Origin of the sequence: Parvularcula lutaonensis (assembly GCF_014651915.1) — a bacterium.
GTDB classification, from domain to species: Bacteria; Pseudomonadota; Alphaproteobacteria; order Caulobacterales; family Parvularculaceae; genus Parvularcula; species Parvularcula lutaonensis.
On the sequence record NZ_BMXU01000001.1, the window covers coordinates 816,482 to 836,132 of the forward strand.

General features: G+C 65.1%; 20 protein-coding genes. 3 read left to right on the forward strand and 17 right to left on the reverse strand.

Translation table 11 applies throughout. The features are described from left to right. The first annotated feature begins 5 nt into the window (after nt 1-5). From accB to IE053_RS03845, 3 genes are read left to right on the forward strand one after another with little or no spacing between them, the layout of a single operon-like run. Complete coding sequence (accB, locus tag IE053_RS03835; RefSeq protein ID WP_189572083.1) at nt 6-479, forward strand: acetyl-CoA carboxylase biotin carboxyl carrier protein; 474 nt, start codon at nt 6-8, stop codon at nt 477-479. A gap of 5 nt (nt 480-484) precedes the next feature. Next, entirely contained in the window at nt 485-1,837 is a 1,353-nt protein-coding gene (gene accC / locus IE053_RS03840; RefSeq protein WP_189572086.1) for an acetyl-CoA carboxylase biotin carboxylase subunit, read from the forward strand. Further along, the gene (locus IE053_RS03845; protein ID WP_189572089.1) at nt 1,837-2,379 is read left to right on the forward strand and encodes a CDP-alcohol phosphatidyltransferase family protein; all 543 of its coding nucleotides are present in this window, start codon (nt 1,837-1,839) and stop codon (nt 2,377-2,379) included. Before accC ends, IE053_RS03845 begins: the two co-directional genes overlap by 1 nt. On the opposite strand, the gene IE053_RS03850 is transcribed toward IE053_RS03845, so the two are convergent. The 17 genes from IE053_RS03850 to IE053_RS03930 are packed head-to-tail and all read right to left on the reverse strand — an operon-like array spanning nt 2,342 to nt 19,423. After that, complete coding sequence (locus IE053_RS03850; RefSeq protein ID WP_189572092.1) at nt 2,342-2,995, reverse strand: nitroreductase family protein; 654 nt, start codon at nt 2,993-2,995, stop codon at nt 2,342-2,344. The two genes, IE053_RS03845 and IE053_RS03850, sit on opposite strands and share 38 nt — an antisense overlap. A gap of 32 nt (nt 2,996-3,027) precedes the next feature. Further along, nucleotides 3,028-4,077: a cell division protein FtsA gene (locus IE053_RS03855; protein ID WP_189572095.1), complete on the reverse strand. Its 1,050-nt coding sequence runs from the start codon at nt 4,075-4,077 to the stop codon at nt 3,028-3,030. A gap of 10 nt (nt 4,078-4,087) precedes the next feature. Further along, nucleotides 4,088-4,984 carry a cell division protein FtsQ/DivIB gene (locus tag IE053_RS03860; RefSeq protein ID WP_189572098.1) on the reverse strand — a complete coding sequence of 299 codons (897 nt, stop codon included), beginning with the start codon at nt 4,982-4,984 and terminating at the stop codon, nt 4,088-4,090. Next, nucleotides 4,972-5,895, reverse strand: coding sequence for a D-alanine--D-alanine ligase (locus IE053_RS03865; RefSeq protein WP_189572101.1), 924 nt, complete (start codon nt 5,893-5,895; stop codon nt 4,972-4,974). Before IE053_RS03865 ends, IE053_RS03860 begins: the two co-directional genes overlap by 13 nt. Continuing rightward, a complete protein-coding gene (murB, locus tag IE053_RS03870) occupies nt 5,892-6,776 on the reverse strand; it encodes a UDP-N-acetylmuramate dehydrogenase (protein ID WP_189572104.1) in 885 nt (294 codons plus the stop codon). Before murB ends, IE053_RS03865 begins: the two co-directional genes overlap by 4 nt. Beyond that, nucleotides 6,773-6,955, reverse strand: coding sequence for a hypothetical protein (locus tag IE053_RS03875; protein ID WP_189572107.1), 183 nt, complete (start codon nt 6,953-6,955; stop codon nt 6,773-6,775). Before IE053_RS03875 ends, murB begins: the two co-directional genes overlap by 4 nt. Next, nucleotides 6,955-8,352 carry a UDP-N-acetylmuramate--L-alanine ligase gene (murC, locus tag IE053_RS03880; protein WP_189574705.1) on the reverse strand — a complete coding sequence of 466 codons (1,398 nt, stop codon included), beginning with the start codon at nt 8,350-8,352 and terminating at the stop codon, nt 6,955-6,957. Before murC ends, IE053_RS03875 begins: the two co-directional genes overlap by 1 nt. A 43-nt stretch (nt 8,353-8,395) precedes the next feature. Beyond that, entirely contained in the window at nt 8,396-9,490 is a 1,095-nt protein-coding gene (locus IE053_RS03885) for a UDP-N-acetylglucosamine--N-acetylmuramyl-(pentapeptide) pyrophosphoryl-undecaprenol N-acetylglucosamine transferase (RefSeq protein WP_189572110.1), read from the reverse strand. Beyond that, nucleotides 9,487-10,614 carry an FtsW/RodA/SpoVE family cell cycle protein gene (locus IE053_RS03890; RefSeq protein ID WP_189572113.1) on the reverse strand — a complete coding sequence of 376 codons (1,128 nt, stop codon included), beginning with the start codon at nt 10,612-10,614 and terminating at the stop codon, nt 9,487-9,489. Before IE053_RS03890 ends, IE053_RS03885 begins: the two co-directional genes overlap by 4 nt. Further along, entirely contained in the window at nt 10,607-11,923 is a 1,317-nt protein-coding gene (locus IE053_RS03895; protein WP_189572116.1) for a Mur ligase family protein, read from the reverse strand. The genes IE053_RS03890 and IE053_RS03895 overlap by 8 nt, the downstream gene beginning before the upstream one ends. A 3-nt stretch (nt 11,924-11,926) precedes the next feature. Continuing rightward, entirely contained in the window at nt 11,927-13,030 is a 1,104-nt protein-coding gene (gene mraY, locus IE053_RS03900; protein ID WP_189572119.1) for a phospho-N-acetylmuramoyl-pentapeptide-transferase, read from the reverse strand. Further along, nucleotides 13,030-14,412: a UDP-N-acetylmuramoyl-tripeptide--D-alanyl-D-alanine ligase gene (locus IE053_RS03905; protein WP_189572122.1), complete on the reverse strand. Its 1,383-nt coding sequence runs from the start codon at nt 14,410-14,412 to the stop codon at nt 13,030-13,032. Before IE053_RS03905 ends, mraY begins: the two co-directional genes overlap by 1 nt. After that, on the reverse strand, nt 14,409-15,857 hold the full coding sequence (locus IE053_RS03910) for a UDP-N-acetylmuramoyl-L-alanyl-D-glutamate--2,6-diaminopimelate ligase (protein WP_229786041.1): 1,449 nt from the start codon (nt 15,855-15,857) through the stop codon (nt 14,409-14,411). Before IE053_RS03910 ends, IE053_RS03905 begins: the two co-directional genes overlap by 4 nt. Further along, nucleotides 15,854-17,596, reverse strand: coding sequence for a peptidoglycan D,D-transpeptidase FtsI family protein (locus tag IE053_RS03915; protein WP_189572125.1), 1,743 nt, complete (start codon nt 17,594-17,596; stop codon nt 15,854-15,856). Before IE053_RS03915 ends, IE053_RS03910 begins: the two co-directional genes overlap by 4 nt. Then, nucleotides 17,593-17,904 (reverse strand): FtsB/FtsL family cell division protein, encoded by a 312-nt coding sequence (locus IE053_RS03920; protein ID WP_189572128.1) that lies wholly within the window; start codon nt 17,902-17,904, stop codon nt 17,593-17,595. The genes IE053_RS03915 and IE053_RS03920 overlap by 4 nt, the downstream gene beginning before the upstream one ends. After that, nucleotides 17,901-18,908 (reverse strand): 16S rRNA (cytosine(1402)-N(4))-methyltransferase RsmH, encoded by a 1,008-nt coding sequence (gene rsmH, locus IE053_RS03925; RefSeq protein WP_189572131.1) that lies wholly within the window; start codon nt 18,906-18,908, stop codon nt 17,901-17,903. The genes IE053_RS03920 and rsmH overlap by 4 nt, the downstream gene beginning before the upstream one ends. Further along, on the reverse strand, nt 18,905-19,423 hold the full coding sequence (locus tag IE053_RS03930; protein WP_189572134.1) for a division/cell wall cluster transcriptional repressor MraZ: 519 nt from the start codon (nt 19,421-19,423) through the stop codon (nt 18,905-18,907). The genes rsmH and IE053_RS03930 overlap by 4 nt, the downstream gene beginning before the upstream one ends. Nucleotides 19,424-19,651 lie beyond the last annotated feature (228 nt).

Consider the following 19,651-nt stretch of genomic DNA (forward strand, 5'->3'; position numbering starts at 1 on the left):
GAAGAATGGCGAAAGGCCTCGACGACGACCTCGCGATTGTTCGCGAGCTGGCGAATGTGCTGAACGAGACGGGTCTGACGGAAGTCGAAATGGAACGCGGTGGCCTGAAGCTGCGCGTTGCCCGTCAGTCTCAGAACACCTTCATCGAAGCGCCCCAGCCCATGCAGGCATCACCGGCACCGGCTGCAGCGGCCCCGGCCGCAGCCCCCGCTCCCGAGGCGCCGGCGGCCATCGCCTCGAAAGGGGAAGTGGTGCGTTCGCCGATGGTTGGCACGGCCTATCTCGCCCCCTCACCGGGCGCGGACAACTTCATCTCCGTCGGCGACATGGTGAAGGCCGGCCAGACGCTCCTGATCGTTGAAGCCATGAAGACGATGAACGAGATCAAGGCGCCGCGTGATGGCAAGGTGATCGAAATCCTGGCGCGCAACGCGGAGCCCGTGGAGTTTGACGAGCCGCTCGTGATCCTCGAGGCCTGAGCCCGATGTTCAAGAAAGTCCTGATTGCCAACCGCGGTGAGATCGCCCTGCGCGTTCACCGCGCGTGCCGCGAACTCGGCATCAACACGGTCGCCGTCCACTCGACAGCCGATTCGAAGGCGATGCATGTGCGCATGGCCGATGAGAGTGTCTGCATCGGCCCACCGCCTGCGAAAGACAGCTATCTGAACATCGCTGCCATCCTGTCGGCGGCGGAGATCACAGGCGCGGACGCGATCCATCCCGGCTACGGCTTCCTGTCGGAGAACGCCCGTTTCGCGGAGATCGTGAAGGCCCACGGCATCACCTTCATCGGTCCGTCTGCGGAGCATATTCGTACCATGGGCGACAAGATCGCCGCCAAGAAGGCCGTCGGGGAGCTTGGCATCCCTCTCGTTCCGGGTTCGGACGGTGCGCTGTCGAGCATCGACGAAGCGCGCGAGGCGGCGAAGGCCATCGGCTATCCGGCGCTGATCAAGGCCGCGGCTGGTGGCGGCGGGCGCGGCATGAAGCTGGTCGAGGACGAAAGCCAGCTCGAACAGCAGCTCCAGGCCGCGAGCCAGGAAGCGGAAGCTGCCTTCGGTGACGGCTCGGTCTACATTGAACGCTACCTCAAGACGCCGCGTCACATCGAGATCCAGATCGCCGCCGACAGCCACGGCAATGTCGTGCACCTTGGCGAGCGTGACTGCTCTCTCCAGCGCCGGAACCAGAAAGTCCTCGAAGAGGCGCCCTCGCCGGTTCTGACGCCCGAACAGCGGGCCGAGATCGGTGAGACCACCCGCAAGGCGATCGAGGGTCTCGGCTATCTCGGCGTTGGTACGGTGGAGTACCTCTATGAAAACGGCGAGTTCTTCTTCATCGAAATGAACACGCGCCTACAGGTTGAACATCCGGTTACGGAGCATGTGACCGGCATCGACCTCGTCCGTGAACAGATCTCGATCGCCGCGGGCAATCCTTTGTCCTTCAAGCAGGAGGACGTCAAGATCCAAGGGCACGCGATCGAATGCCGGATCAACGCCGAAGATCCCAAGACTTTCGTTCCCTCACCGGGCAAGATCAAGGAGTTCCATGCTCCCGGCGGTCTCGGCGTGCGTTTCGATTCGGCGGTCTATGATGGCTACGACATCCCGCCATTCTACGATTCCATGATCGGGAAGCTGATCGTCTTCGGGGACAATCGCGAACTGGTGCTCAACCGTCTCCGCCGCGCGCTTGAAGAAACCGTGCTCGCCGGGATCAAAACGACCATCCCGCTGTTCGAAGAACTGCTGGACGAGCCTGAGTTCCAGCGCGGTGACTACCACATTCACTGGCTGGGCGAATGGCTCGCCCGTCAGGAAGAGGAGACGTGATGACGCTTGCCAACAGGCTGACCCTCCTCCGCGCCGGCCTGGTGCTCCCTTACGCGGCGCTCGCGCTGTCCGGGGAACGCCTCGTTGCAGGCATCCTCTTCGCCATTGCAGCGGCCACCGACCTCCTCGACGGCTATGCAGCGCGGCGGATGAAGGAGGAGACAGCCCTTGGCAAGGTCCTCGACCCGATCGCGGACAAGATGTTGACCATCACGGCGCTGATCGTGCTGGTCGCCATGGGGACGCTGTCCGGCTGGATGCTGGCGGCGGTGATCATCATCGCCATGCGCGAGCTTTGGGTCTCTGGCCTGCGTGAAGGCCTGATCGCAGGCGGCGGCGAGCTTCCTGTCTCGAACCTCGCCAAGGCAAAGACGGCAACGCAGCTACTTTCGCTCTTCATTCTGACGCTGGGCGACTCGGTGATCGGCTACGGCCTGTTCTGGGCCTCTGCGCTCCTCACCCTAGTCACGGGCTATCAATACACTGCCGTCACCTTCCGGGTCCTCAATCTCGGTGCCGAGGAGCAGTCCAATAATCCGTAAGGGCTGACGCCTCGATCCGCGGGCGCTCCTTCGGCGCTTCGGTCGCTGTCCCGATATAGAGGAAGCCCACCACGCGTTCGTGGTCGGCAAGGCCAAGTGCGCTGCGGACATGATCGTCATAGGCGTACCACTCCGTCAGCCACTGGGCGCCATATCCGGCAGCCCCGGCAGCGATAAGGAGATTCTGCGCTACGGCTCCGGCAGTCAGGATCTGCTCCCATTCAGGTGTCTTGTGGGCGATATCGACCTTGCTGATAACCGCGACCACCAGAGGCGCGCGTTCGAAGCGGCTCCGCTCGATCTCCAACGCCTCGTCCGTGGCTTCTCCTTTCTGCTGCTGGAATGCCTGGACCAGAACGTCCCCGAACGCCCTGCGCGCCTCGCCCTCAAACACGAGGAACCTGAAAGGGTGCACGCGGCGGTGGTCCGGCACGCGAGCAGCCATGGCGAGGAGCGCGTCACGCTCTTCCGGCGACGGCCCCGGCTCCCCGAGCTGCGCGGCTGTCAGGGAGCGGCGCAGCGCAAGGTAGCGAAGGGTCTCTTCCTTCAGCTCCGGCTTCGGAAGCTCGTCACCGAGCTGGGGTTGTGCGGGCAGGTGTTTCGGCCAATCGGACATGGCGGCCATGTAGGGCGAAGCGGGCAAAGCTCCTAGAAGTTCCGCCGGAGCCAGGCGAGAACACCGCTCTTCTCTCTGGGTTTTGACAGGTGGAGCGCTGTCGCTGCCGTCCGGGGGATCGCGCCCGCGGCCAGCATCGACGCGCCCTTGGCAAAGGCGAGGATTGCAGGATCGGTCTTTTCGAGGGCGAGACCGGGACCCTGAACCGCTATTCCTTGTGCATGGAACGCCTCTTCCACCGGCGGCGCGATAGGCAATCCGAGCAGGATCACCCGCGATGCATCGATCCCTGCCGCCTTGGCGATTGTCGCTGTCCTTTGCGCGAGCTCCTCGAGGCGTGCGACAGCGACGAGGGAGGCTTCCTCCCGGCCCTGCTGCACCCGGCCGAGCACCATTTGGCGCGCAAGCTTCGCGGCCTCGTCATCGGGGATCCCGAAGGTCACGGCGAGATCGGCTTCGATATGTCCCGCCCCGACCCGGAAGACCGAGGAACGCGAGGGTGCCTCGTCCCGGAAGGCGATGATCTTGGTATGCCAGCGATCGACGAGGATAACCGGCAGGCTTACCTCATTCGCAAGCCTGAGGCTCGCGGCGGCGGCCTCCTCGAGCGGCAGGACGCCGGCGAGCGTCATCCCCGCTTCCTTCGTCACCCGTTCGAGCTGCGCAAGGAGGGAGAGCGGACTCAGGAACGCCGTGACCTCGACCTCAAGCGACTGCGCAGCCTTGCCGACCGCAGACCCCTTGGCCTCCTCGCCATCGAGCAGGATGCGCGACGGCTCGGCCGAGACGACGGCCCGGCCCTCCGCACCAGCCCTGCCAAGGGCTGCCTCGAGGGCGTCGGATATGTCGTTCTGGGTGACTTGCCGTCCGACGGTCGATTGCACGCGCAGGGTCTGGCAACTGGTCGCGCTCAGCGGCAGGCAGGCGACGACTGGCCCCTCCGCATCGAAATCCCTCAGGATCTCGCCAGCGGACGCCTTCAACGTCCCCTTCCGACCGAACAGGCTCGGCGCGGTGGGCCATGCGCCACCGCCGCCGTCATAGGCGGTGAGTGCGTCGCTCAGGAACAGCGTGCCGGTCACGGGGATCGCGTCACTTCTCCTTGGGCTTGTAGTAAGCCCATTCGGGATCGCGAAGGTCGATGTAGTCAAGGGTCGCTGCCAGTGAGCCTGTCCCTGCCTCGAGGCTGTCGAGCCGGGCAAGTGCGGCTGCAACATTGTCCTCGGGCAACTTGGCCACGAAGCCATTGCGGAAGCGGATGTCGAAGCGGCGTCCGCCGACGACCTGGATGCCGGCGGTTCGGGCGAAGAGCACCGGATGCCTGCGCAGCATCGCCATGAAAGCGGTCGCCTCGCCGGGGTTGTCGGTCCCCGAGATCGTCAGGAGCTCCGTATGCTGGGTCACATCTGCAGGACGGATGATGGCGCCGCTCTCGTCGATCACGAAGAACTCTCCGTCAGCATTCTGATAGAGCGCTTTCGGAGAACGTTCGATCACTGATATATGGATCGTGTTCGGAAGAAGCTTCGTCACTGCTGCGTGCTTGACCGGACCGAGAGCCTCGATCGCATCGCGCAGCTCGGAGGCGCTGAGCAGAGGCAGCGGACGGCCGATAATGCTTCCGGCCTTGTCATCGCGGAGGGCTGTCATGACCTCGCGGGTGGTGAGGCTCTCGCCGCCCTTGATGGTCACCTGCATCACGTTGAGGCCAAGCCCGCGGGCCGCCTGCTCGGGCATCGCGGCGATCTTTGCAGGAATGGTCCGCATCTGGCCGGAAAACACCGTATAGAGAAAAGCGAGAAGCGCCGCTGCGATCAACGCGAGAAACGCGCCCTGGAGCGCGGCCGTCGCCATCACGGCGCCGCCCTGATCGAGCCTGGCGCCGATCTGCTCCATCGTCCCCATCTGCCGCCGCGTGACGCGACGGCGCGGGGCCGCTTTCTTCTTCGCAGGAGCCTTGCGGCTTTTCTTTGCAGCTACCTTCGGCACGAGGCGTCTTCGACCATCCACTGGCACAGCTCTGCGAAGCTGATCCCGCGGTGCGCGGCCTGCTCCGACGCGAGCGAAGTTGGTGTCATCCCAGGTTGTGTATTCACTTCCAGGATAAACAGGCCGTTAACCCCAAGCTCCGGGTTCCAGCGGAAATCCACCCGGGAAAGACCGCGGCAGCCAAGGACCTGCCCCGCGCGCTGGGCCATGATGAGGGCCTCGGTGGTGATCTCGCCAGGGATCTCGGCCGGAATGACGTGGGGCGCGGCGTTCGAGGAGTACTTCGCCTCGTAGTCGTAGAACTCGGCCTTGATCTCGGTTACGGCGAGGGGCTCGTCGCCTTTGAGTGCCACAGTCAGCTCATGGCCGGGAATATAGGTCTCGATGATGGCACGGCCGTGATAGACCTCATCCATGAGAAGATCTGGCCGCGGCGCGGGTTCGCTCTCCTCACGGACAATCACCACACCGAAGGTCGAGCCCTCGGCCACCGGCTTCAGGACATAGGGCACAGGCATGGGGTGCTTCCCGACCAACTCATCCGTGCGCACCACCCGGCCTTGAGGCACGCGCAGGCCAGCGGCGTCGAGGATCTCCTTGGTCTTGTCCTTGTCCATGCACAGCGCTGAGGTCAGGCAGCCGGAATGGGTGTAGGGAATGCCCATCATTTCCAGCATACCCTGCACCGTGCCGTCCTCGCCGAAGGGACCATGCAGCGCGTTGAAAACGACGTCAGGCCCCTGCCCGCCGAAGCTGTTCCTGATCTGACGATCCACCTCGCGGGTCACGTCGACGGCTTCGACCTCGTAACCAGCCGTTTTCAGCGCTTCATACGCCGTCTTGCCTGAGACGAGGCTGACCCCTTTCTCCGAAGAGAAGCCACCCATCAGCACAAGGACTTTCTTGGTCATGCGGGCCTCCCGAGGCGCTTGATTTCCCATTCGAGCTCATAGCCGAGCTGAGCACGGACATCTGACCTGATGCTTTCGCCCAGGGATTCGAGGTCTGCAGCGGTCGCTTTTCCGCGATTGATCATAAAGTTGGCGTGAAGCTCCGACATCATCGCATCGCCGACGACGCGGCCGCGCCCGCCAACGGCGTCCACTGACTGCCATGCCGAGCGGCCGCCCGACACGCCAGGGTCAGGGTTCTTGAAGGTCGAGCCGCCCGTTTTCTCACGGATCGGCTGGGTCGCTTCGCGCTTGGCCATGATCTCGTCGATCTTGGCCAGTTCTTCCTCGGCGATACCCTTCCGGGCTTCGTAGGTCGCCTCGATGAGGACGAGATCGTCGGGCACGTCTGAATGGCGGTAGCGGAAGTTCATGTCCTCCGCCGTCAGCGTCACGATGCGGCCCTTTCGGTCGATGGCGCGCCCGCTGACGAAATGATCTTTCGTCTCGCCGCCATAGGCGCCGGCGTTCATCTTCATCGCGCCACCGATGGTACCCGGTATGCCGACATAGAAAGTGAGGCCCGCAAGCCCTGCCTTCGCCGCTTCCTTCGCGACCTTGGCATCGAGTGCTGCAGCACCGGCCGTGACCTTCGATCCGTCCACGGAAACCTTGCCGAAGCCCGGGCCGAGGCGGATGACCGTGCCTTCGATCCCGCCATCCCTGACGATGAGGTTCGAACCCACGCCAACAATTGTCAGAGGCTCCTTATCAGGTAGCTCGCGCAGGATCCCTGCGAGGTCTTCTTCCGAATTGGGAAGATACAGCCTGTCCGCGGGCCCACCGACACGAAGCCATGTGTAAGGCGCCAGCGGCGCGTTCTTCATCAGGCGCACGGTCATTTTCCGCGACCCTCACGGAGTTTTTGCAGCAACCGGAACGCATAAAGTGTCAGCGTAAGCATCAGCCCAAGGACGATCCACTGCACCGCGCCTTCAAGGAGCGGCGTGACGAGCGCGAGGACGGCGTTGATGGCGACGAGCCCGGCGACGAGAAGGGCCGTGCGCTGCGTGTGGTTCATCAAAGGCTCTCCAGCGCTTTCGGCAGGGCATGGGCGTGCCTGGTGATGTCACCGGCGCCCAGGCAGATGACGAGATCGCCCTCTTTCGCCTCGCCGGCTATCGCTTGGGGCATGTCCTTGATGTCCGTCAGTACACGAACGTCGCGGTGGCCTGCCTGGGTCATGCCATTGGCAAGGCTATCGGCGGACGCGCCGTCGATGGGTGCCTCACCCGCGGCATAGACCGGCGCGATGAAGACTGTGTCCGCCTCGTTGGCGCAGGTAGTAAAGCTGTCGAAGAGATTGGAAAGACGCGAATAACGGTGCGGCTGGATCACGGCGATCACCCGCCCCCCGGTAACGCCGCGCGCGGCTTTCAGCGTCGCGTTGATCTCCACCGGGTGGTGGCCATAGTCGTCGATGATCCGCACACCCCTCCATGTGCCCGTCTCGGTGAAGCGACGCTTCACGCCGCCAAACCTCGCGAAACCGTCGATGATCTTCTCGTCCGAACAGCCAAGCTCTCGCGCGACGATGGCGGCGGCGATCGCGTTCTGGAGGTTATGCTCGCCGGGCATGGGCAGGCGGATGCCTTCCAGCCTGTGACGGGTCTGCGCCCGCTCACGGAAATGGATGTCGAAGACTTGCACACCGTCCTCGACACGGATGTTCTCGGCACGGACATCGGCCTGCGGATTCAGGCCATAGGTCACGATACGGCGGTCGGTGATCCGCCCGACAAGGGCCTGCACCTCCGGGTGATCGAGGCAGACAACGCCGAAGCCATAGAAGGGCGTGTTCTCGATGAACTGGTCAAACGCCGCGCGCAGGTTGTCGAAACTGCCCCAGTGGTCGAGGTGCTCTGGATCCATGTTCGTGATGACACTGACGGTCGTCGGCAGGCGGACGAAGGTGCCGTCGCTCTCATCGGCCTCGACGACCATCCAGTCGCCATCGCCGGAGCGTGAGTTCGCGCCATAGGCGTTGATGACCCCGCCATTGATGACGGTCGGGTCGAGCGAGCCTGCATCCATCAGGGCCGCGATCATCGACGTAGTCGTCGTCTTGCCGTGGGTGCCCGCGACGCAGACATTCCATTTGAGACGCATCAGCTCGGCCAGCATGTCGGCACGGCGGACGACGGGGATGTGCTGTGCCCTCGCTTCGGCGACTTCGGGGTTCGACTGGCGGATCGCGGTGGAGATGACGACGGCCGCGGCGCCTTCGACATGGGCCGCGTCGTGGCCGATCTTCACCTCAATCCCCTTCTCCCGCAGGCGCTCGATGATGTCGCTCTCGGCGATGTCCGAGCCCGAGACCTCATAGCCGAGATTGTGCATGATCCGGGCGATGCCCGACATGCCGATACCGCCGATGCCGACGAAATGGATGCGGCCAACGGGGAACGGCAGGCGGATGGAGATATCGCGGTCAGTCAAAACAAGCCTCGTCGTCTGCAGCTCAGGCCGGGAGCCTGCCGGCGACAAGCTCCTCGGTCAGGTCGGCAAGCGCGCCAGCCGCGCCTTCCGCCATTCGGCCTTTTGCCGCCTCAGCCATCCGCGTCAAACGAGCGCTGTCTGACAAGAGGGTAAGAAGCGCCTTTTGTGCCGTCTCCGGCGTGAGATCATCTTCGAGGATCAGCCCGGCTGCCTCGACATCGGTCAACACCTGCGCGTTGATCCGCTGGTGGTCGTCCATGGCGATCTTGAGCGGGACCAGCAGCGAAGGCCTGCCGATCACCGAAAGTTCTGACACCGAAGACGCGCCGGAACGGGCGATGACCAGGTGGCTGTCGGCGATGCGCTGGGGCAGGTCATTGAAGAAGCTGGCAGTTTCCGCCTCGATCCCGGCCTTGCGGTAGGTCTCGAAGACCTCGGCCCTGCCCTCGTCGCTGACCTGATGGGTCACCTTGAGGCGGAGGCGCAGGTCCTCGGGCAGGGCTGCGAGCGCAGGCGCGAAGACCTTCGCGAAGAGCGAGGCGCCTTGGCTTCCGCCAAAGATGAGGAGGTTGAGCGGCCCGGTCCCCGGCGGGCTGAAGGGGGTGTTCGCCACATCAAGCACCGCCCGCCGGACCGGGTTCCCCGTCTCCTTCAGCCGAGCCGTGCGCTTCGGCACCCTGTCCAGCACGGGGAAGCCGTGGGCGACGAAACCCGCTTTCCCCGCTGCGAGCCTGTTCGCGCGTCCGAGGACGGCGTTCTGTTCGTGGATCCCCGTCGCGATGCCTGCCCGCTGGGCCGCAAGCATGGAGGGCGCCGAGGGGTAGCCGCCAAAGCCAATCACCGCGTCAGCGCCGAACGCTTTCAGCGCCTTCGAAGCGGTGGAGATGCCCCCCAGCAGGGCGAGCACCGCCGATGCCTTGGCGAAGATGCCCCGCGCCGAGGGGCTGGCTGCCTTGAGGAGCACTTTCCGCTCGCAGGGAAAGCTGTCCGTATAGCGGTCTCCGCGGGCGTCGGTCAGGAGCATGACCTCCCAGCCCCGAGCCTGCGCCTCTTCCGCGAGGGATTGGGCGGGGAACATGTGCCCACCCGTGCCGCCTGCTGCGAGGGCGATCCTCACGTCCGCTTCCTTCGCGTGAAGACGAGGAGCAGGCCGAGGGTGAAGCCGGTGGCCATCATCGACGTCCCGCCATAGCTGATGAGTGGCAGGGTCATACCCTTCGCTGGCAGCAAGCCGACATTGACGCCGATGTTGATCATTGCCTGCAGGCATAGCGAGGCGGTCAGGCCGGCGATCGCGGTGCGGCGGAAGACATCCTCCGTCGACAGCGCTGCCGTCAGGCCGCGGATCGCTATGATCGCGAAAAGAGCGAGGATGAAGAGCCCGATGAGGAGCCCGAACTCCTCCACCGCGACGGCGAAGACGAAATCCGTATGCGCATCGGGCAGCGACGCCTTGACGCCGGGCGCCTCATGCAGGTCATGGCCGAACACCCCGCCGGAGCTGATCGCTTCGGAGGCCTTCTGGGTCTGGTAGGCATCGCCTGAGCTCGGGTCGAGGAAGCGGTCGATCCTGGCCCTGACGTGCCCCCGGGTCAGGTAGCCGAGGCCCAGCGCCCCCGCGGTTGCAGCGCCGAGGCCCACAAGCCAGCTCGTGCTCCACCCCGCCACGAAGAACATGACGATCCAGATGCCCGTGAGGAGGAGCCACTGGCCGTAATCAGGCTGGAGAAGAAGGAGCGCCGAGGACAGGCCGTAGAGCGTCAGGCAAGCGACCGCGCCGGGGAAATTGTCGTCAGGCTTCGCCGAGAGGAACCACGCTGCGGCACAGATGAAGCCCGGTTTGAGGAATTCCGACGGCTGGAAGCTGAACCCGCCGAGATAGAGCCAGCGCTTGGCACCCTTGATCTCGGGACCGGCGATCAGGATCAGAATGATCGTCAGAAGCGCACAGGCAGCGGCGATGATACCGAGACGCCGAGCCTGCAGCGGGCTCAGGAACGCGGTCCCCGACGCAATGATGAGGGTCGCACCAAGAAAGATGACGTGCCGCTCCGTGAAGTGGAACGGCTCGGTGATGCCGATCCTCGCTGCGGCCACTGGGCCGGCGGCGAAGCTCAGGACGAGTCCTGTAAGCGCAAGCAGAGCGAAGGCGTAGACCAGCGCCATGTCGAAGCCGGCGAGCTGGCCCGCCCTGACACGGGCCGCGCTCGCCTCGAGCCGGGTGAGAACCGCTTCAACCATGCTTGCGTCCGTGATCGCTCAGATAGCTGAGCGCCTTGAGCCGGAAAAGCTCGCCCTGCCGGTCGAAGCCATCCGCCCCCGGAGAGAAGAGGATCACCGGTGTCGCCCCCGGCTGGCGGCGGATGAGATCGGCAGCAGCCCGCAGCGCGGCCGAGGTCGCGTCCTCCGCGTCCTTGAACGTCACGACATTATCCACGGGCGGGCCGAAGCCATCGGGCGCGGTGACATAGAACGCACCGCGCATGGCCGCGCGGGTCTTCTTCGAGACATCGCCCATCCGGTGGCCCACCCAGAAGACCTCGGGGCAGGCGTCGATGGCCGCCTTCGTCGATGCCGCACAGCGGGCGAAGCGGTCATCGACAAAGACCACGCGGCCTTCGGTACCGATGCAGTCAAAGCGGCCCTGAAGCCCGCGATAGGCAGCAAGTCCCTCGGCAATCTGGTCGTCCGTGACCCCGAAATGTCCCGCGACGGCGCAGGCAGCGGCGGCGTCCTGGGCGAAATGGTCACCCAGCAGCACCGCACTTTCGGCATAGCTGGCGATCCGCCGGGTCCGGCCGTTGCGCACGGAATAGACGACCCGGTCGATGGCGAAGTAGCCGTCGGAGAGGGTCGAGCCGCCAGAGATCGGGATGATCTCCCGTGCCGAGGAAGCGCTTTGCCTGCGCAGGGCCATGAGAAGCGCCTGCGCACCGCTGTCATCGGCGCCCAGCACGCCGAGGCGCGCGGCCGTCAGGAGACGGACACAGCTTTCCTTCGTCTTCGGCGAGACAGGGCCACCCTGCTCTTCGGTGAGGTTGAGGACGACGCCGACGCCTGCGGCGAAATCCTCCATATAGCGCACCGCCGAGGGACGGACGCGGATGATGAGGTTCTCCGCCCGCTTCGCCATGGCATTGAGAAAACCGCTCTCCGCACTCACCTGGGCACAGTCCTGTCCGCCCTGGGCGAGGATGCGCGCAAGGAGCGCAGCGGTCGTGGACTTGCCCGCAGATCCGGTAATCAGCACGCGCCGGGCATCGGGGACCGGCAGGTGCTGGGCGACCGCGCCGAGAAAGGCGAGGTCCGTGAAAACAGGCAGGTTCTTGCCCACTGCCTCGCGCTGCAGTGCTGCACTAACGGGGTGCTCGAGGCCAAGGCCATGGACGAACGCCGTCGCCCCTGCTGGCAGCTCCTGTGCGGGGCTATCCGTGTTCAGGACATCGAGTTCGAAACCGCGCATCTTCAGCGCGGCCAGGGCGCTCTCCTCGAGTGCCGGGCCAAGATAGGCAATGGGACCGCTGTCGGGGAGCTTGGCGGTCTCTGTCATCCGCTACCTCAGTTTCAACGTGCTCAGCCCAATCAGGGCCAGGATGAAGGCGACGATCCAGAACCGGATCACGATGGTCGGCTCTTTCCAGCCGAGCTGTTCGAAGTGGTGATGCACCGGAGCCATCTTGAAGACGCGCTTGCCGGTCAGCTTGAAGCTGGCGATCTGGATCATCACCGACAGCGCCTCCACGACAAACAGGCCACCGATAATGGCAAGCACGATTTCATGCTTGATGGCCACCGCAATCGCGCCAAGCGTTCCGCCAAGGGCGAGCGAGCCGGTGTCGCCCATGAAGATCATGGCGGGCGGCGCATTGAACCAGAGGAAGCCGAGCCCCGCGCCGATCACGGCGGCGCAGATGATGGCCAGCTCTCCCGCCCCCGGAACGTAGGTGATGCCGAGATACTCCGCATAGTCCGCGCGACCGGTCAGATAGCTGATGATGCCGAAACTACCCGCGGCGATCATCACCGGCACGATGGCCAGGCCATCAAGACCATCCGTGAGGTTGACCGCATTGGACGAGCCCACGATCACCACGGCCGCGAAGGGGAAGATCAGGAGGCCAAGCGGCAGGATTGCGCCCCAGAACGGAATGGCGAGGCCCGTCGCAATGTCGACATCGGCGCCCGCGCTGCTCTTCAACACGGCGACCGATGCCGCGCCCGCAACGAAGGCGATGGCAAACTGGAACAGGAGCTTCATGGAGCCCACCACACCGTCGGCGCTCTGCTTACGAACCTTCAGAAAGTCGTCATAGAAACCGAGCAGCCCGAAGCCGAGGGTCACGCCCATGACGATCCACACATAGGCATTGTCGAGCCGCGCCCAGAGCAGGGTCGAAATCACCAGCGCGACGAGGATGAGGAGCCCGCCCATCGTCGGCGTGCCGGCTTTCTCGACGATATGGCTTTGCGGTCCGTCCTTGCGGATCGGCTGGCCCTTGCCCTGCTTCACCCGCATCCAGTTGATGAGACCCGGACCGAAGATGAACGCGATCAGCAGCGCGGTCATGATGGCGCCGCCCACCCGGAAGGTGATGTATCGGAACAGGTTGAAGATCTGATATTCGTCCGCCAACGGAACGAGCAAATGGTAGAGCATTACCGCCTATGACCCGCCTTCAGGAGTTCCCCCACGAGGGCGCCGACCCTAGAGGCGTTCGATCCCTTGAAAAGTACTGTATCGCCTTCATTGAGATTAACTAACAAAGGCTGAACGAGATCAGTGGCTTTCTCCTCATGCACGCCGCGCTTTTCCTTCGGCAGGGCGTTGCGCAGGTGCTCCATCATGGCGCCGGCGGTGTGCACGATATCAGCGGCATCGGAAGCGGGGGCGGCCAGATCCGCATGGAAACCGGCGGAGCCTTCGCCGAGCTCTTTCATCTCACCCAGCACGGCCACTTTCCGGCCCGGCATGGCCTTGAGCACCGATAGCGCAGCCCGCATCGAAGCAGGATTGGCGTTGTAGCTCTCGTCGAGAACGGTGATTGTCTTGCCGTCGATTTCAAGCTGATAGCGCTCGCCCCTTCCCGCTCCCATGCGGAAGGCCGCGAGGGCGTCAGCGGCATCCTGGGCATCGACCCCGGTGCGCGCGGCGGCGAGGAGCGCCGCCAGGGCGTTGGATGCCATGTGGATGCCTGATGCGGCCATCAGGAAGCTGATGCGTTTGCCGAGGATCTCGGCCTCGATATGCAGGCCCTCTTCGCCCTCCTCGGCCCGGAACAGCTTCGCCGCCTTGCCCGTCGTGCCGAAGGAGAGGAGATCGCCCACGCCTGCTTCGCGGCAGCGCTTGGCCAGCCGCTCGTAGTAGGGGCTGTCGGCAGGCAGGATCATCGCGCCGCCCGGACGCACACCCTCGGCAATCTCCGCCTTGGCATCGGCAATCGCCTCCATGGAGCCGAGGAACTCGATATGTGCTTCCGCGATCGTCGTGATAAGCGCGAGATGCGGCTTCACGAGAGTGGTCAGGCCACGGATCTCGCCCGCATGGTTCATCCCCATTTCGAAGACGCCTGCCTTCGCGCTTGGCGGCAGCTCGGCCAGCGTCAGCGGGACTCCGATGTGGTTGTTGAAGCTTTTCTCTGCCGCGTGGACCTTCCCAAGGGGCGCCAGGGCGTAGCGGAGCATCTCCTTCGTCGTGGTCTTGCCCGCGGAGCCGGTGACGCCGACCAGCGGCGCGAAGCTGCGGTCCCGGGCGGCTTGCGCGAGCGCTTCGACTGCGCGGAGGGTGTCCGGAACGACGAGCTGCGGTCCCGCCCCCTTGACCTCTCGGGAGACAAGCGCTGCGGCCGCGCCTTTCTCGAAGGCCTGCGCCACGAAATCATGCCCGTCCCGTTCGGCCGTGAGGGCGACGAAAAGATTGCCGGGCTCGAGGCTGCGCGTGTCGATGGAAAGGCCGCTCGCAGCCCACCCATCGCCGTTCTTCAATGTGCCCTTGGTCGCGGCAGCGGCCTGGTAGGCGAGCCAGAGGTATTGCGCTGTCATGCGGCTACGCCCGGCTGCCTTGCGGCTTCCTGCGCCACCTCGATGTCGTTGAAGGGATAGGTCACCTCCCCGATGGTCTGGCCGCGCTCATGGCCCTTGCCGGCGATGACCAGCGTATCGCCCGGCTTGAGGCGCCTGGCGGCGGCGTGGATGGCTTCGCGGCGGTCGCCGATGACGAGCGCGCCGGGGGCGCCGGCAGCAACCTGCTCGCGGATCAACTTCGGGTCTTCTGTGCGCGGATTGTCGTCGGTCACGACGACATGTTGCGCGCCCTTCGCGGCAGCGGCACCCATCTGGGGCCGCTTGGCGGCGTCGCGGTCACCGCCTGCGCCGAGCACGATATGAATGTCGCCAGCCGTGTGCGGACGGATCGCTTGGAGCACGGTTTCGACCGCCGCTGGCGTGTGCGCGTAATCGACATAGATGCCGGCCTCGCCGCCGCGCATCTTGCGCACGGCTGCAAGCTCCATCCGTCCGGGCGCCGCGGAAATCTGCTCCAGCTTCGGCAGCACGAGCGCCGCGGGGTGCCCGCTCTCGATCACCAAGCCAGCCGCCACCAGCGCGTTGTCGGCCTGGAAACTGCCGACCAGGGGCAGGTGCAGGTCGTAGCCCTTGCCTTCAGCCGTGATCTCGACGCGAAGGCCGGTGGCCGTCGCTCGGACGCTTTCGAGCCTCAGAAGCTCGCCTTTCCGGCCCACGGTGACGGCGCGCCGACCGGCCTTCTCGGCGTCATCGGCAGCCCGGTCCGCAAACGGACCGTCCGTATTGATCACGACGGGGCAGCCGCGTGGCAGGAGCTGGGTGAACAGCCGGCGCTTGGCGGCGTAGTAATCCTCGAAGGTCTCGTGATAGTCGAAATGATCGCGCGTCAGGTTCGTGAAGGCCGCAAGGCCGATATTGACGCCATCCGCGCGGTACTGCGCGAGACCGTGGCTCGACACCTCCATGGCAAGGTGGGTCGTGCCGACCGTGGTCATGTTATGGAGGACCTGATGGATTTCCACCGGGTCCGGCGTCGTGTGCTTCAGCCGGTAGTCGAAGCCCGGCGCGATGGCACCCAGGGTTCCAAGGCTCCCCGCCCTGTGCCCGAGAAGGCTCCAGAGCTGGCTCGCAAAACGGGCGACGGAGGTCTTTCCGTTGGTTCCGGTGATCCCCGCGATGACCCGCGGCTGGCCCGGATGGAACACCATGGCGAGCTGCGCCAGTGTCAGGCGCGGCGCTTCGCTCTCCACCACGGGCACGGGGGCCTCGGTACCGGGCTTTGCCAGCACGGCGACCGCGCCATTCTCGATGGCCTGCGGGATGAACGCGCGGCCGTCGACCTTGGTGCCGGGCAGCGCGGCGAACAGCCAGCCCGGCTTGACGGCCCGGCTGTCAGCGGTGATGCCCTTGATGTCGACCTCTGGCAGCCTGCGCGCCAGTGCCGTCATGTCCTGAAGCTTCATCGTGCCTCGCCTTCGGAAGCGCTCCCGCCTCCCTGAGGCGTCGGCTCCTGTCCTGCACCTTCCAATACAGTCAGAAACCCGTCCGCGGCTACATCGTCACGCGCAGGAAAGATTCCCAGAACCGGTGCGAGGCGTTCAACAGTCCGTTTGAAAGCAGGCGCAGCGGTCCAGCCGGCCGTCGCGAAGCCATAGGTCTCCGGCGTGCCCTGCGGCTCATCGAGCGAGACCAGCAGGACATATTGCGGGTCGTAGCCGGGGAACGCGCCGATGAAGCTGGAGACCAGCGGGCCATTGTCATCATAGCCGCCAACCCCCGGTTTGTCCGCCGTGGCGGTCTTGCCGATCACGTAAAAACCCGGCGCTTCGGCCTTCCCGCCCGTGCCCTTGGTGACAGAAGTGCGGAGGGCCTTGCGCATCGCAAGGCTGACCTCAGGCGAAAGAAGCCGCTCACCATCCACTGGGTCGCTTGCGAGAAAACGCGGCGTGACTCGCCTGCCACCATTGACCAGCGCGGCAAAGGCTGCCGTCAGCTGCAGCGGCGAGACCGCGATCCCGTGGCCATAGGAGACCGTCGCAAGCTCGGCCGGCCCCCACTGCTGGGGCAGGAGCGGGCTGCGGCTCTCTGGCAGTGTCGTCGACATCCGCTCGCGCAGGCCGAACCTGTCGAGCGCGTCGGTAAAGCCGTCCTTTCCCATGAGAAGGGCGAGCTGCGCCGTGCCGATATTCGAGCTGTAGGCGAGGATTTCCTCGACCGTCAGGACATTGCCCTTCTCGGAATAGTCCTCGATGGCCCAGTCCCCGACCTGGAGCGGCGAAGTCACGTCAACGGGGGTGTCGAGATCGACGAGGCCCTGCTCCATCGCCAATGCGATCGTCACCGCCTTGAAGGCCGAACCCATCTCGTAAGTGTCGGAAACCGTGCGGTTCCGGCGCGCAGCGGCGGGGCTGGCACCGGGCACGTTGGGGTCGAAGTCAGGCAGGCTGACCATCGCGACCACCGAGCCGTCGCGCGCGTCCATCAGGACGCCCCATGCCGCCTTGGCGCCGAACTGCTCCTGCGCGCGGGCGAGCTCGCCCAACAGGATTGCCTGCGCGGCGATGTGCAGCGTGGTCTTCTGAAGGCCGGTCAGCTCCTGCGAGGATACGGCCGCCTCGAGCCCTGTCACGCCGCCACGGCCGGGGATCTGGTAGCCGACCACGTGGCTGAAGAGCCGTCCCTGCGGATAGGCACGGATGTCCTCCTCCGGGAAGGTCACCCCCGGCAGGCCCAGCGCCAGCACCTGCTCGCGCTGTTTCTCCGAGATCACACGGTCAATGACGACGCGCTGCTTGGCTTCGAGCTTGAGGCTCAGCTTGATCGGATCGACATGCGGGAAGATCCTGGCAATGCCCGCAGCCGCCTCGGCGGGGTCCCAGACCTCCTTGCCGTCGATCGCAAGGCCGAAGCCCTTCACCGTCAGCGCCAGCGCACGCCCCTCGCGGTCGAGGAGACGCGCGGGGCCCTGGTCCGCGGCAACGATTTCCGGCTTGTAAACCGGCGGCGGAGTGTCGAGGGCGAGCTGCGTGGTGCGCAGGCCGAGAATGGCGAACGCGGCCGCGAGGCCGGCGCCGCACATGATCAGTCGGCGGCGAATGCTTTCGCGCTGCTTCGCAGGGTCGATCTTCGGGCCACCTCGACGCGCGGCCAACTCATCGAAAACGACATCAACTTCGAAGCGCCCGGGGGACAGGGTGCTCACGGACGGTTCTCCATCCTCGCAGCGGGATCGATGACATCAAGCAACACGTCTCCATCTGCCAGCTGGCGCCCGCTGCCCGGCGCCAAAGGAAGACGACCCTGACTAAGTTCATTGAGTCGCGGTGCGGATTCCAGAACTTCCACCTCGAACTGGAGCCGGTCGATCTCCGCCTGGAGCTGCGCCTCCTGCCGCTCGAGCTTGGCGATAGCGCGAGCCTCCATGCGGACCTGGTGCTCTGCAGAGAGGCGGAAGATGGCCGAACCGGTGAGGATCGCGGCAAGGGCTGCAAAAGACAGAAGACGGATCATCGATGCTGGCTCCAGCGTTCTTGGAGGTCGGAAAAGACGAGTGACGGCGCCCCGAGGGACTGAAGACGGTCTCGGGCCCAAAGAGTCGGATCGGCATCGGTGCGGATGGCGGCGCGCAGCTTGGCGGAGCGGGCCCGCGGGTTCTCGGCAGCCTCGGCCTCGCTGGCGGCGAGGGCTTTTTTATTCTCGAGGATGAAGCTCGGCGCCGCGCGGCGAACCTCCGGCAGGTGGCGCGAACCCGTGCCTTCGTTCCCCGAAGCGATGGCCAGGAACTTCTTCACGATACGGTCTTCGAGGGAGTGGAAGGTCACGACGACCAGCCGCCCCCCCGGTTTCAGCGAGCGTTCCGCCGCCATCAGGGCACGGACCAGCTGGCCAAGTTCGTCATTAACGAAAATCCGTATCGCCTGGAACATGCGCGTCGCCGGATGGATCTTGTCCTTCGGGCGCTGCGGACCCGCGAGGGCTGCAAGCTGACCGGTCGTGGTGATCGGCGCCTTCTCCCGCGCACGGACGATCGCCGCGGCGAGCTGCCCTGCCCGGCGCTCCTCGCCATATTGCCAAAGGATCGTCTTGAGATCGTTCTGGTCGAGTTCGGCGATCACCTTCTCGGCCGACACGCCGTCACCCATCCGCATGTCGAGCGGGCCGTCGCGCATGAAGGAAAATCCGCGCTCTGACTGGTCGAGTTGCATCGACGAGACACCGAGGTCGAACACCGCGCCGTCGAGGCCGTCAGGCGCATGGATCGCCGCTTCCTCCGACAGGGTGTCGAAGGACCGGTGGATCAGGACAAGCCTGTCATGGCCCGCAAAGCGCTCGCGCCCCGCCTCGATCGCGGTGAGATCGCGGTCGAAAGCCAGCACTCTGGCGCCGCTATCGAGGATCGCAGAGGTGTAGCCGCCTGCACCGAACGTGCCGTCCGCAATGACCTGGCCCTTGCCGGGCTTCAGCGCCGCGAGGACCTCCGGCAGCATGACGGGGACGTGGGGAGCCTCGCTCATGGCTTCCTCCCCGCTTGCACAGAAGGGAGCATCCGCGCCCGGAGCGTGTCGCGATTGCGGTCCGCGGCCTCCCGCGCCCTCGCACGGCGATCGTCGAGATAGGCCTTCGTCGCAAGAATGAAGTGCCAGCCACGCCCCGCAAAGGCGATTGGCCCTTCGAGCTTGGCGAATTCCCGGAAGTCCTTCGGCAGCGACGTCCGCCCGGTGTCATCGATCGGCAGGGGTTGGACCCCGCCGGTGATCTCGTCCTCGAGGGCCCAGCGGTCCTCGTCATAAACGTCCTGCCCGGCCACCGCCTCCAGCAGGTCGTCCATCAGGCTCGCGGGACCGCACTGGATGACCGGCTCCGTCAGCGACTGGAAAACATGGATCTGCGGTGCGCCGAGGATCTGACGAAAATCTGCGGGCACGACGATGCGGCCCTTGGAGTCGAGCTTGCCATCAAAGCGCCCCGAAAAGCGGGCAGCACGGCGCGTCCCCTGACGCTCAACGACCTGTCCCTCGCCAGCGCTCATGCAGCCATTGTCCTCTTCGCGTGCGTTCTGCCCTCAGAGCCCCGGTCCCTGTCCGGTCTACGGAGCTTTCCGGGCCAATTCTTCGGCCCTCAATGGTTTCAGATGGGCTAACATGGGCTGAGTTGGGAAACAACGGCACATCGCAGATGTGCAAAACTCGTTAATGAGCCATGAATGCTCGCTCAGCCATCTGAAATAGCTGAGAGAATACAGCTCGGACATTGTGGA